Here is a 12,070-nt window from a genome sequence, read left to right as displayed (position 1 = left end):
GCGGTGGCTCCGCCGTCTGTTGCCACGATAGCGCCAAAAAAAGGCAGCGTCACGCCCGCCCACGCGCTGTGCGCGTCGGTGCTATCGTGAATCGTTCGACCCCGGCGGTTCGACCCGCCGATTGCCACGGAGACACGATCATGAAACGGAGCGACGTCAAGCTGGTCACCCTCGAACCGATGAACCTGCTTGCAGTGGGGCACGTCGGTCCGTACACGAAGATCGGCGATGCGTTTGACACGCTCGCCCAGTGGCTCGGGGCACGCCGCGTGCAGACGTCGGGGGCGAAGCTGGTCGGCATCTTTTACGACGATCCCAATCAGGTCGATGCGTCGAAACTGCGTGCGAAGGCCGCGATTCATCTGCAGGACGCGCAGGATGTGACGCCCACGTCGCCGGTCGAGCGGATCCAGCTGCGCGGTGGCGCGCACGCGATGCTCCTTCACGAGGGACCGTATGACGACCTGAAAGTGGCATGGACCTGGTTTTACGCCGACTGGCTGCCCAAATCGGGGCACCAGGCCGATTTTGCAGCGCCTTCTTTCGAGCTGTATCTGAATACACCTGAAGAGGTGCCACCCGAGGCGCTGCGCACGGAGCTTTATCTACCGCTTGTCTGAGTGCCACCGGAAAGACTGGCGGCGCTAGATGCGTTAGCTGGAAGCATCGCAGTGCTGCTCCCGGGCGTGGTCTTTAAGGTTTTCTTGTTTACTCGTATGTAAACGTAGTAATAGTTAACAAGCCCGCTCGTTTCCTGTGGATAACCGGGAAAAACTACTCGCCAATCAAAAAGTTACTCGATTGATAACCGCGCGCGGCGTGCGTGAACAACGTCGTGGTGCGTCTGGTAACTTTTTCGGCTTCGCGACACGGTCGGACTTATCCCCATTTCGTGCACAGCCGTTCCGTGAGCTTATCCGCACGTTATCCTCACGCGCCTGTGAATAGCGCGGCCAGAAGGCAAGCTGCCCGGTATTTGACTGCCGGGCAGCGATTGGTGAAGGGCTTCATTTGCTGACTCTCAGCCGAACGTTGCGCGAGACGCATAACCGGCGGTTGTGATATTCCGCGGCGCCACACCGACTCGAAATCAGCCGCGTGCACCTGGGTGCGTCGGGCCACAGTCGCCCGTGAGTGCAAATCAGGGAACCGCAGGACGTGGCTGTAACCGCGCTTCCACGCGCCGCCCGCATTTCACCGCGCGGTGATTACATGCGATGTAATTGGCGCGATGAACGCCCGCATCTACTCTTCGGCTGTCGCGCTTCCGTTCCGGTAGCGCACACCGCCCAGGAGATACATCATGTCCAGCTTTCCCGCATACACGATCGATTCCGCTCCCGCGCAATCAAAGCCCGTGCTCGAGCAATTGCATCAGACGTTCGGCCTGATTCCGAACATCGCCGCCACGATGGCCGGATCGCCGGTGCTGATCAACGGTTTCATCGGCCTGTTCCAGCGCGTGCATTCGAGCAGTCTCACCGAACCGCAGATTCAGACGGTGTTGCTGACCAACGCGGTCGTGAACGCCAGCGAATGGCCGGTCGCATTTCACACGGCGCTCGCGTTGAAGGAGGGCGTGCGCCCCGCCGATGTCGATGCAATCCGGAACGGCATCTTGCCCTATGACGATGGACCGGCCGCGCTATCGGCATTGGCGCGCACACTGATAGAAAAACGGGGCCGCCTGGCCGATTCGGATCAGAAACGCTTCCTGGATGCAGGGTTCAGTGCTGAGCAGATCCTTGAAGTCATCGCGGTGGTTGCTGCATCTACGATTACGAACTACACCGCCAGCGTGACTCAGCCGCGGCTCGAAGCGCAGTTCGAGGAGTTCGCCTGGCACGCGAGCGAACACTGAGCCATCTGTACTCGTCCACCTCGATCAGGGGAATCCGATGAACGCCACCCGCCCCGATCCGAAAGCGCCATCGAGCGAACTCGGCGACTTGCTGCGCTATTGGCGCGACGTGCGTGGCGTGAGTCAGCTCGATCTGTCGCTCGAGGCCGGCATCTCGCAGCGACAGATCAGCTTCATCGAAAGCGGGCGCAGCGTGCCGGGCCGGGACACGCTGCTGATACTCGCGCAGACGCTCGATGTGCCATTGCGCGAGCGCAACGGCCTTCTGCTCGCCGCTGGCTACGCGCCCGTCTATTCAGAGGCGCCATGGAACGCCCAGGAGATGCATAGTGTCATCCGCGCGCTCGAGCGGGTCGTACGCCAACATGAGCCGTTTCCGGCGATCGTGATGGATCGCTACTGGAACGTGTTGATGACCAACGACGCAGCGCCGCGCTTCTTCGACTGTTTCATCGACATGGCCTCGCGCGAAGGTCCGCGCAACATGCTGCATTTGATCTTCGATCCTCAGGGGATGCGTCCATTCATTGCCGACTGGCACGCGGTCTCGCGAAGCTTGCTGCAACGCGTGTATCGAGAATCGGTTGGACACGCGGTTGATGCCGGCACCCGGCGGTTGCTCGACGAACTACGCGCGTATCCCGACGTGCCACGCGACTGGAAAATGCAGCATGGTCAGCCAGGCGACCCCGCGATGCCCGTCATTCCGCTGGGTTTCGTCCGCGAGGGGGACGTGCTTCGATATTTCTCGTTGGTCACGACCGTGGGTGCGCCGCAGAACGTTGTGGCGCAGGAACTGCGGCTGGAATGCATGTTCCCCGCCGATGACGAAACCGAAGCGCGCCACCGGCAGTTGCTCGCCAGCCATTCCAGACAACACTGAACCGATCGATGCCCACGGTTCGTCGGGCTGTGTCGATTGAAGCGGACCGCGCGCTTATCGCGCCTCATTGGTGACACGATGTCACTTTTTCAGTGCTATCCATGTCATTTTGTTTCGGCTGGTGCTTGTCCAGAATGCACATCGTCGGCTCGACACTTTACTTATCGACGCAAGGAGCACGAACGATGTATGCAATCACAGGAATCACTGGCAAGGTCGGCGGTGCAGCGGCGCGCGAGCTTCTAGCTTCGGGTCATCAGGTGCGTGCCGTCGTACGCGACGCCACGCGGGCAAACGCATGGGCGGAGCGCGGCTGCGAGCTGGCGACGGCCCCCATGGAAGACGCTGCCTCCCTCGCGGCCGCGTTCGAAGGCGCGACTGGCGTGTTTATTCTGCCGCCTTCGGAATTCGATCCCGAACCGGATTTTCCTGAAGCGCGCGTGGTCATCGATGCCGTTTCTGAAGCGATCCGGATGGCCAAGCCAGAACGAGTGGTCTGCCTTTCGACGATCGGTGCGCAGGCTTCCGAGAGCAACCTGCTCACGCAACGCACGTTGATGGAGCAGGCACTGAGCGGCCTGCCGATGCCTGTGACGTTCCTGCGTCCCGCGTGGTTCATGGAAAACGCCCAATGGGATGTCGCCTCGGCACGCGACGACGGTGTCATCGCCAGTTTCCTGCAGCCGCTCGACAAACCCGTGCCGATGGTCGCCACCGCCGACGTCGGTCGCGTCGCGGCCGAACTGCTCCAGCAAACGTGGGATGGCGTGCGCATCGTCGAACTCGAAGGCCCGCACCGCGTGAGCCCGAACGACCTCGCATCGGCGTTTGCCCGCGTACTCGATCGCCCGGCACGTTCCGAGGTGGTCGACAGGCAGAACTGGGAAGCATTGTTCCGGGCGCAAGGGATGAAGCATCCGCTGCCGCGCATGCGGATGCTCGATGGATTCAACGAAGGCTGGATCGACTTCGAAGGTCACGCGGACGCAATCCTCCGTGGTCGGATCGGTCTCGAAACCGTTCTGCGCGAGCTTGTGTCACGCGCTGTCTGATCAGTGCGGTGCAGGCGGTTGCGCATCGTCGCGCCCCTGCACCGCGTCTCGATTCAGCGCCCGGCTTGCTGCTGCGTGAGGTACTTGTCGAGCACGTCCATGGTTCCGCCCCAGCCTTGCGACATGCTCGCGTGCGACGCGTCGAAGATAGCTTCTTCGGCTTCGCTTGCGTTCAGCGCGCGCCACTCGAGGCGCAGTAACGTGCCGCCGTCGATTTCGCTGAGCGTGGTCGTCGATAGTGTGTAAAGCGGCCATAGTGTGGCCATTGGATGTCGCGTCACGCCACCGTCGGCATCACTGAACTGCACGACGACGACAATGCGCTCGGGCGGCGTCAATTCGCGGAACGTCCACTTGCCCCACATCGCCGGAGCGTCGGGCATGCCGCGCGGCTTCATCGCGTAGTGAAAGACGCCACCGACACGCGCATCCACCGTGCAGTGGGACAGTTCCATCCCGGGTGGGCTCATCCACGTACTCAGATGCTCAGCTTCAGTCAATGCGGCGTACACGAGTTCGCGCGGCGCAGCGAAGCGGCGCTCGATGACGAATGGAGCGGAAAGTTTGTCAGTCATGGTGACGAGTTTTCCTGGTTCGAGGTTTGGAAACTTTGGGTGTGGGCTTCGGTGCTGCCTGTCCGGGAGCGCCCTTGACCGGCTTCTGTTGCAGTTGCTGCAGGTAGCTGTCGAGTTGATCGAGTCGCTGCTCCCACAGGGCACGGTACTGCAGTGCCCAGTCGGCGGCCTGCTTGAGCGGCGCAGGTGCAATGCGACAAGGGCGATACTGGCGATCGCGCCCTTGCGTAATGAGGCCAGCCCGCGCGAGAACGCGCAGGTGCTTGCTGATGGCCGGCGCACTCAGTTCAAAAGGCACGGCAAGATCGCCAACGGTGGCTTCGCCTTGCGCAAGCCTCGCGAGGATGGCGCGTCGCGTCGGGTCCGCCAGCGCGGCAAACGTGACGCTGAGGTGATCCTGGTCCAAGTAATTTTCCAATCGGTTAATTAGCTGATAGGTTAAATACTCGGTAAACCAAATCGGTTTGTCAAGGAAGCTGTGTAGATGAGCATCGACGGGGGTGCTTCGTGAAAACACAAGGCCCCGGTCACTCGACCGGGGCCTTGACGTGCACCTCAGGATGCATCAAGACGAAAACTCATCAAAAGCCGCGAGGGCGTGCGTGGCGTACATCAATGAGGGTCCGCCGCCCATATAGATGGCTGTGCCCAGCACGTCCTCCAGTTCGGCTCGCGTGACGCCGAGTTTGACAAGAGTCTGCACATGAAAGCCGATGCAGTCGTCGCAACGGCCTGCGATCGCGATGCCTAACGCCACCAGTTCGCGGGTCTTGTGGGGCAACGCGCCGTCCTTGGTGCCGGCCGCAGCGAGTTGGTTAAACGCCGTCATCAAATCGGGCTGGCTCTCGCGCAACCGTCGCGTTTGCGCCGAGACGTCTTTGACCGTTTGTTTGAAGGATGGGATGCTGCTCATGAGGTTCTCCTCGCTACACAAATCAGATCGCACACTGTGCGTGTTAAGTTGGCCAGCCTGAATCGCCACGGCGCTAAACCACGGATCCGGTCGGTCAATACCAATCCCTCACGCGTGGGATTATCGATAGCAGTACGAACAACTCGACCAGGTAATCGGGCTTTGCGTGTCGCATGGAAGTAGCAGCGCCATTAACGGCGATGCAGCGTTGGCCGTTCACTTTTTACGCTTGCTGCCCGCTTGATTTCGCGCGCTCCAGCAGTTCGAAAAAGCCCATACCTGCCAGCATTGCCGCGACAAACACGACGAACTCGGGCTGTCCTGTCCCCAGCGCGACCAGCGCGGGCCCCGGACACAAGCCTGCCACGCCCCAACCGACGCCGAACAAAAGGCTGCCAATAACCAGGCGACGGTCGATATGCCGGTTAGTGGGCAACTTCATGTCAAAGCCGAGCAAGCTCACGCTACGCCGACGCGCCAACGTGAAGGCAACCAATCCCACTGCGATGGCGCCAACCATCACCAGAGCCAGTGACGGGTCCCACTGGCCGGCGATGTCCAGAAAGCCAAGCACCTTGGCGGGTGAGGCCATGCCGGAGATGAGCAAGCCAAGTCCGAAGACGAGACCGCTCAAAAACGAAACCAGGATGCCCATGCGGTTCTCCTTAGGCGCCAAGAACGTGCCGAACTACGAAGACGGTCGCGAAGCCCGCGCCCATGAAGGACAGTGTTGCCACCATCGACCGCGGTGAAAGCCGCGACAAGCCACAGACACCGTGTCCCGATGTGCAGCCCGCGGCATAGCGCGTGCCGACCCCCACCAGTAAGCCGGCCACAACCAACGCATCAAATCCGGCATCGATTCGGCCAGTTTGGCCGCTGAACAGCGTAAAGAGCGCCGGGGCGACGATAAGGCCTCCCAGGAAGGCGACCCGCCATGCGACGTCGCCCTTTACGGGGCGAAGCAATCCACCGAGCACGCCACTGATACCGGCGATGCGGCCGTTGAAGAGGACCAACATCGCTGCAGCGATGCCGATAAGCAAGCCGCCAGCCAGCGCGAACGAGGGCGTGAAAGCGTTCCAGTCGATGCTCATGGTTTCACTTTTGAGGGCAATAAATGCTGTACAGAGCCGCGAGCAATTGCAGGAGCTGCTGGTCCGCGATGCTGTAGATAACGCGCTTGCCGTCCCGGCGGGTATTCACCACCCCGTCAGTGCGCAGGACGCCCAGTTGCTGCGACAACGTCGGTTGACGAATTCCCAGACACTCCTCCAGTTCACTCACGGAAAGCTCACCTTGGGACAGTTGGCACAGCAGCAACAGCCGCTCGCTGTTCCCCAGCACCTTGAGGTGGTCAACGGCGCGGGCTGCGGCTTCGCGCATCAGTTGAGGGTCCAGGGCAACAGCGGGCATGAAGGTGTTCCAAGGCTCTGCTTTGAGTCACTATACAAATACATATAATATAAATCAATAGAATGTTTAGTCGAAGGTTGCTACTCAAACGTCCCGTGCCGATGCGCGTTCTGCCTTCCCTGTACTTCAGTCTCGCGCCGGACAACCCCGGCGCGCTGATGATGACGGCGTACGACACCTGAAGAGTCCACTGAACGTGCTGGGGACGCCAACCGCGCGAGGAGACGGGCTGGAACGCAAAGAGCACCGTGTCATAGTGCGCAGTGTCGACGTGTACCCCAGTCCTTCACGTTCGTGAATCTCTTCGTAGAGCACAGACCCGTGGACGAATCCTCGAAAAATCCAGGCTACCAATAGAAAAGACCCATAAGTCTCTCAACTTATGGGCCCGTTTTTCTCAGGTTATGCGTTCATCTACAAGGAACCTCAAACGTCGATGTTCCCCGCCCGAAGCGCATTGTTCTCGATAAACGCCCGACGCGGCTCCACATCATCGCCCATCAGCGTAGTGAAGATACCATCGGCGGCAATAGCATCCTCGATCTGCACGCGCAGCAAGCGCCGCACACCCGGATCCATCGTCGTTTCCCAAAGCTGCTCGGGATTCATTTCGCCGAGGCCTTTATAACGCTGCTTCGACACATTGCGTTCTGCATCGGCGATGAGCCACTTCATGGCGCTCTTGAAGTCGGTCACGGCCATGTTGCGTTCACCGCGCCGGATAATCGCGCCCTTACCAACCAAACCCTTGAACGTGTTGGCCGTATTCACGAGCTGCTGATAATCGGCGGTGAGCTGGAACTCCTCGTCGATCACCGACACCTTCAAGTTGCCGTGATGACGCCGCTCAACGCGCAGCGAACGCTGTTCGCGCACCGAGTCGTACATCGGCACAACATTGACCTCAGGCTTGAGCGCGTCATCGCGCAGCGCGGCTTCGAGCGTGCGCGCCGATGCTTCGGTCGAAGCCTCGCTCGACAGATCGATCGCGACACCATCCATGATCGCTTCGAGTGCGCGCTCGTCATAGAGGCGGCTCAGACGATCGACCACACCACGCGCCAGTTGATACGAACGCGCGAGTTCGCCGAGCGCGTCGCCAGCGATCGGCGTCGCACCTTCATTCGGCACAAGCTCCGAACCCAGCAGCGCGAGACGCAGCATGTGAGCGTTGAGGTCCGACTCATCCTTCAGATAACGCTCGTCCTTGCCCGCCTTGATCTTGTAGAGCGGCGGCTGCGCGATATAGATGTAGCCGCGCTCGATCATCTCCGGCATCTGACGATAGAAGAACGTGAGCAGCAGCGTGCGGATGTGCGCGCCGTCCACGTCCGCGTCGGTCATGATGATGATGCGGTGATAACGCAGCTTATCGAGGTTGTAGTCGTCCTTGCCGATGCCGCAGCCGAGCGCCGTGATCAGCGTGACGATCTGCTCACTCGACAGCAGCTTGTCGTAGCGCGCCTTCTCGACGTTGAGCACCTTGCCGCGCAGCGGCAGGATCGCCTGGAACTTGCGGTCGCGGCCCTGCTTCGCGGAGCCGCCTGCAGAGTCGCCCTCGACGATGTAGATTTCCGACTTCGCCGGATCCTTTTCCTGGCAGTCCGCGAGCTTGCCGGGCAGGCCCACGCCGTCGAGCACACCCTTGCGGCGCGTCATTTCACGCGCTTTTCGCGCGGCGTCGCGCGCACGCGCGGCGTCGACGATCTTGCTGCAGATGATCTTTGCGTCGTTCGGCGTTTCGAGCAGGAATTCTTCGAGCGCCTTAGCGATGATTTCCTCAACCGGCGCGCGCACTTCCGACGAAACGAGCTTGTCCTTCGTCTGCGAGCTGAACTTCGGCTCGGGCACCTTCACGGAAAGCACGCACGAAAGCCCTTCGCGCATGTCGTCGCCGGACGTTTCGACCTTGGCCTTCTTGGCGATTTCGTTGTCGGCGATGTACTTGTTGATCACGCGCGTCATCGCCGCGCGCAAGCCCGTCAAGTGCGTGCCACCGTCGCGCTGCGGGATGTTGTTCGTGAAGCACAGCACGCTTTCGTTGTAGCTGTCGTTCCACTGCATCGCCACTTCGACGCCCACGCCATCCTTCTCGTTCTGCACGTAGAAGATGGTGGGATGCAGGACGCTCTTTTGCTTGTTGATGTACTCGACGAAGCCCTTCACGCCGCCCGCGAACGCGAAGTCGTCTTCCTTGCCCGTGCGCTGGTCGGTCAGACGGATACGCACGCCGTTATTCAGGAACGAGAGTTCGCGGATGCGCTTCGCAAGAATGTCGTAGTGGTATTCGACGCTTCCGAAGATCGTCTCGTCGGCCATAAAGTGCACTTCCGTGCCGCGGTGTTCGGTGTCGCCGACCAGTAGCATCGGCGAGGTCGGCGTGCCGTTCACTTCCTCGATCACGCGGTTCTGCGCGACGCCGCGGTGAAATTCCATGAAGCGCTTCTTGCCGTCGCGGCGCACCGTGAGGCGCAGCCAGCTGGAGAGCGCGTTCACGCACGAGACGCCCACGCCGTGCAGGCCGCCCGAGACCTTGTAGCTGTTCTGGTCGAACTTGCCGCCCGCGTGCAGCTCGGTCATCACGATTTCAGCGGCGCTGCGCTTCGGGTCGTGCTTGTCATCCATCTTGACGTCCGTGGGAATGCCACGGCCGTTGTCGGTGATGGAGATCGAGTTGTCGGCGTGGATCACGACATGGATGTCGTTGCAGTAGCCTGCGAGCGCTTCGTCGATGGAATTGTCGAGCACCTCGAAAACCAGGTGATGCAGACCGGTGCCGTCCGACGTGTCGCCAATGTACATCCCCGGCCGCTTGCGCACGGCCTCCAGACCTTCGAGGATCTGGATCGACGCGGCGCCGTAGCTGCTGTTGTCGGTTTGGGAGTTGTTCGTATCAGTCATGGATTTGTTCCGGTTCTGCTGTACTGCCAGCGTTACTGCTCAGGGGCTTTTGAAAAGCCATAAAAACGCCAAAGGGGCGCAGCGCCCCCTGGAGTTCTTCTTCTGTCGCGCTTTTTAAATGCGCATCGGCATCACCACGTATTTGAATTCCTCGTTCTCAGGAATCGTGATGAGTGCGCTGGAGCTGGCGTCGCCGAGGCTGACTTCCAGCATGTCGATCTTCAGGTTCGCCAGTACGTCGAGCAGATACGTGACGTTGAACCCGATGTCGATGGTGTCGCCCTGGTAGGCGATTTCCAGTTCTTCCTGGGCCTCTTCCTGATCCGCGTTCGTCGACATGATCTTGAGCTGGCCCGGCTCGATGATGCAGCGCACGCCCTTGAACTTGTCGGACGTGAGAATCGCCGCGCGCTGCAGCGAGCGTTGCAGTTCTTCGCGGCCGATCTGGAAGGTGTTCTTGTGCGCCTTCGGGATCACGCGCTGGAAGTCGGGGAACTTGCCTTCCACGAGCTTCGAAACGAGTTCGACCTGACCGAAGGTGAACTTCACCTGCGACGAGCCGATGTCGATCTTCAGCACGTCGTCGATGTCTTCGAGCAGGCGCTGGAGTTCGAGGATCGTCTTGCGCGGGATGATGACTTCCTGGCGCGCGAACGAGCCTTCGATCTTCATCGACGAAAACGCGAGGCGGTGACCATCGGTCGCAACCGCCATGAGCTGGTCGCCGTCGACGACGAGCAGCATGCCGTTCAGGTAGTAGCGGATGTCCTGCTGCGCCATCGCGAAATAGACCATGCCGAGCAGTTGCCGGAAGGTCTTTTGCGGCACTTCAAGGCTCGCGCCGAATTCCTTCGACTGCGCGACCGTGGGGAACTCGTCCGCGGCGAGGGTCTGGAGCGCGAAACGGCTCTTGCCGGACTGCACCGTGAGGCGCTTGTCGGCGAGCGTGAGCGTCACCTGACCGTCGGGCATCGCGCGCAGGATGTCGAGCAGCTTGCGCGCGGCGACGGTCGTGGCGATCTGGTCGCCGCCCACGCCGAAGTCGGCGTGCGTGGTGATCTGCAGTTCGAGGTCCGTCGAAAGGAACGAAACATCGGAACCGTTCTTGGTGATGAGCAGATTGGCGAGGATCGGCAACGTGTGGCGGCGTTCGACAATGCCGCTCACCGTTTGCAGCGGCCTGAGGAGGTTATCGCGTTCGGTCTTGACCAGTTGCATAGAGTTCCTTCGTTGATGTGACGGCCTGCGCTCCCCGTCCAGCACCCAAACCGTAGTCCGGGCGCTGGCGCCGCCTTGCTGCAGCGCCGCGGCGAGAAATCCGTCCGGTCCGCCAGCGTAGCCGGCATCGTCTGACGGTTAAACCCATATTGTGCCTGAAAACGACCCACTTCCCTAAATTGGGGCTGATCCGCGCAATAAACAGGTCAGCCCACTCAGGGATACTGCCAGGGAGTGCCCGTTACGTGCTGCGTGGGCGAGGCGCCCGCTCCAGCCGCGCCACCGGGACCGGGGCCGGCCCCGCCGTCGCCGGCGTCACCCCTTGAGCGTTTGCTCTAGAACATGTAGCTCGTGGTTCAGCTGCGCGTCCTTGCTGCGCTCGTCGGCGATCTTGCGCACGGCGTGCAACACGGTCGTATGGTCGCGGCCGCCGAACAGTTCGCCGATTTCCGGCAGGCTCTTCTGCGTCAGCTCCTTCGCGAGGTACATCGCAATCTGCCGTGGCCGCGCGATGTTCGCCGGACGCTTCTTCGAATACATGTCGGCGACCTTGATGCTGTAGAAGTCGGCGACCGTCTTCTGGATGTTTTCGACCGAAATCTGCCGGTTCTGGACCGTCAGCAGGTCCTTGAGCGCTTCCTTGGTCAGTTCGATCGAGATCTCGCGGCCATGGAACTTCGAGTACGCGAGGATCTTGCGCAGCGCGCCTTCCAGTTCGCGGACGTTCGACCGCAGGTGCTTCGCGACGAAGAACGCGACGTCCTCGTTCAGGCTCACACCTTCGGACTGGGCTTTGCGCATCAGGATCGCGACGCGCATTTCCAGCTCGGGCGGCTCGATCGCCACGGTCAGGCCGGAGTCGAAGCGGGAGATCAGGCGGTCGTCGATACCCGAGATCTCCTTCGGGTACGTGTCGCTCGTGATGATGACCTGCGCCTTGTTCGCGACCAGCGCCTCGAACGCGTAGAAGAATTCCTCCTGCGTGCGCGACTTGCCCGAGAAGAACTGGATATCGTCAATCAGCAGCAGGTCCAGCGAGTGGTAATAGCGCTTGAAGTCGTCGAACGCCTTGCGCTGGTACGCTTTCACGACATCCGAAACGTATTGCTCGGCGTGGATGTAGCGGATCCGCGCGCCCGGCTTGTCCAGCAGCAGCTGGTTGCCGATGGCGTGGATCAGGTGGGTCTTGCCGAGGCCCACGCCGCCATAAAGGAACAGCGGGTTGTACGAGACCCCCGGATTGTCGGCGAC

General features: G+C 61.0%; 13 protein-coding genes. 4 read left to right on the top strand and 9 right to left on the bottom strand.

Annotated elements, in window-relative coordinates; genetic code table 11:
- The first annotated feature begins 140 nt into the window (after positions 1–140).
- The 4 genes from L0U80_RS00065 to L0U80_RS00050 all read left to right on the top strand — a co-directional run bounded on the left by L0U80_RS00065 (position 141) and on the right by L0U80_RS00050 (position 3,796).
- On the top strand, positions 141–620 hold the full coding sequence (locus L0U80_RS00065; RefSeq protein ID WP_233861586.1) for an AraC family transcriptional regulator: 480 nt from the start codon (positions 141–143) through the stop codon (positions 618–620).
- Between the two features lie 683 nt (positions 621–1,303).
- Positions 1,304–1,861, top strand: coding sequence for a carboxymuconolactone decarboxylase family protein (locus L0U80_RS00060; RefSeq protein ID WP_233861583.1), 558 nt, complete (start codon positions 1,304–1,306; stop codon positions 1,859–1,861).
- A 37-nt stretch (positions 1,862–1,898) separates the two neighbouring features.
- The gene (locus L0U80_RS00055; protein WP_233861580.1) at positions 1,899–2,744 is read left to right on the top strand and encodes a helix-turn-helix transcriptional regulator; all 846 of its coding nucleotides are present in this window, start codon (positions 1,899–1,901) and stop codon (positions 2,742–2,744) included.
- Positions 2,745–2,929: 185 nt separating this feature from the next.
- Entirely contained in the window at positions 2,930–3,796 is an 867-nt protein-coding gene (locus L0U80_RS00050) for an NmrA family NAD(P)-binding protein (protein ID WP_233861577.1), read from the top strand.
- A 53-nt stretch (positions 3,797–3,849) separates the two neighbouring features.
- Here the strand turns inward: L0U80_RS00050 and L0U80_RS00045 are convergent, their stop codons facing one another.
- The 9 genes from L0U80_RS00045 to dnaA all read right to left on the bottom strand — a co-directional run.
- The gene (locus L0U80_RS00045; protein ID WP_233861574.1) at positions 3,850–4,371 is read right to left on the bottom strand and encodes an SRPBCC family protein; all 522 of its coding nucleotides are present in this window, start codon (positions 4,369–4,371) and stop codon (positions 3,850–3,852) included.
- On the bottom strand, positions 4,364–4,888 hold the full coding sequence (locus L0U80_RS00040) for an ArsR/SmtB family transcription factor (protein ID WP_308444833.1): 525 nt from the start codon (positions 4,886–4,888) through the stop codon (positions 4,364–4,366). Before L0U80_RS00040 ends, L0U80_RS00045 begins: the two co-directional genes overlap by 8 nt.
- A 48-nt stretch (positions 4,889–4,936) precedes the next feature.
- A complete protein-coding gene (locus L0U80_RS00035; RefSeq protein ID WP_233861573.1) occupies positions 4,937–5,284 on the bottom strand; it encodes a carboxymuconolactone decarboxylase family protein in 348 nt (115 codons plus the stop codon).
- Between the two features lie 223 nt (positions 5,285–5,507).
- The gene (locus L0U80_RS00030) at positions 5,508–5,939 is read right to left on the bottom strand and encodes a YeeE/YedE family protein (RefSeq protein WP_233861570.1); all 432 of its coding nucleotides are present in this window, start codon (positions 5,937–5,939) and stop codon (positions 5,508–5,510) included.
- A 10-nt stretch (positions 5,940–5,949) separates the two neighbouring features.
- On the bottom strand, positions 5,950–6,381 hold the full coding sequence (locus tag L0U80_RS00025; protein ID WP_233861567.1) for a YeeE/YedE family protein: 432 nt from the start codon (positions 6,379–6,381) through the stop codon (positions 5,950–5,952).
- A 4-nt stretch (positions 6,382–6,385) separates the two neighbouring features.
- Positions 6,386–6,700 carry an ArsR/SmtB family transcription factor gene (locus L0U80_RS00020; RefSeq protein WP_233861565.1) on the bottom strand — a complete coding sequence of 105 codons (315 nt, stop codon included), beginning with the start codon at positions 6,698–6,700 and terminating at the stop codon, positions 6,386–6,388.
- Between the two features lie 426 nt (positions 6,701–7,126).
- Entirely contained in the window at positions 7,127–9,601 is a 2,475-nt protein-coding gene (gyrB, locus tag L0U80_RS00015; protein ID WP_233861563.1) for a DNA topoisomerase (ATP-hydrolyzing) subunit B, read from the bottom strand.
- A 114-nt stretch (positions 9,602–9,715) separates the two neighbouring features.
- Positions 9,716–10,819, bottom strand: a complete 1,104-nt coding sequence (gene dnaN / locus L0U80_RS00010) for a DNA polymerase III subunit beta (protein ID WP_233861560.1) — start codon at positions 10,817–10,819, stop codon at positions 9,716–9,718.
- A gap of 315 nt (positions 10,820–11,134) precedes the next feature.
- A partial coding sequence (gene dnaA, locus L0U80_RS00005) for a chromosomal replication initiator protein DnaA (protein ID WP_233861557.1) occupies positions 11,135–12,070 on the bottom strand: 936 nt, incomplete at its 5' end.

It is taken from the genome of Paraburkholderia adhaesiva (assembly GCF_021390575.1).
In the GTDB taxonomy this organism is placed as follows: Bacteria; Pseudomonadota; Gammaproteobacteria; order Burkholderiales; family Burkholderiaceae; genus Paraburkholderia; species Paraburkholderia adhaesiva.
The sequence above is the reverse complement of the archived record's forward strand: the minus strand, read 5'-3'. Positions and strand labels throughout refer to the sequence as shown.

What these genes read in the sequence shown, in the direction of transcription:
- L0U80_RS00065 (WP_233861586.1), top strand. Translation starts at nt 141, where the DNA reads ATGAAACGGAGCGACGTCAAGCTGGTCACCCTCGAACCGATGAACCTG.
- L0U80_RS00060 (WP_233861583.1), top strand. Translation starts at nt 1,304, where the DNA reads ATGTCCAGCTTTCCCGCATACACGATCGATTCCGCTCCCGCGCAATCA.
- L0U80_RS00055 (WP_233861580.1), top strand. Translation starts at nt 1,899, where the DNA reads ATGAACGCCACCCGCCCCGATCCGAAAGCGCCATCGAGCGAACTCGGC.
- L0U80_RS00050 (WP_233861577.1), top strand. Translation starts at nt 2,930, where the DNA reads ATGTATGCAATCACAGGAATCACTGGCAAGGTCGGCGGTGCAGCGGCG.
- L0U80_RS00045 (WP_233861574.1), bottom strand. Translation starts at nt 4,371, where the DNA reads ATGACTGACAAACTTTCCGCTCCATTCGTCATCGAGCGCCGCTTCGCT.
- L0U80_RS00035 (WP_233861573.1), bottom strand. Translation starts at nt 5,284, where the DNA reads ATGAGCAGCATCCCATCCTTCAAACAAACGGTCAAAGACGTCTCGGCG.
- L0U80_RS00030 (WP_233861570.1), bottom strand. Translation starts at nt 5,939, where the DNA reads ATGGGCATCCTGGTTTCGTTTTTGAGCGGTCTCGTCTTCGGACTTGGC.
- L0U80_RS00025 (WP_233861567.1), bottom strand. Translation starts at nt 6,381, where the DNA reads ATGAGCATCGACTGGAACGCTTTCACGCCCTCGTTCGCGCTGGCTGGC.
- L0U80_RS00020 (WP_233861565.1), bottom strand. Translation starts at nt 6,700, where the DNA reads ATGCCCGCTGTTGCCCTGGACCCTCAACTGATGCGCGAAGCCGCAGCC.
- gyrB (WP_233861563.1), bottom strand. Translation starts at nt 9,601, where the DNA reads ATGACTGATACGAACAACTCCCAAACCGACAACAGCAGCTACGGCGCC.
- dnaN (WP_233861560.1), bottom strand. Translation starts at nt 10,819, where the DNA reads ATGCAACTGGTCAAGACCGAACGCGATAACCTCCTCAGGCCGCTGCAA.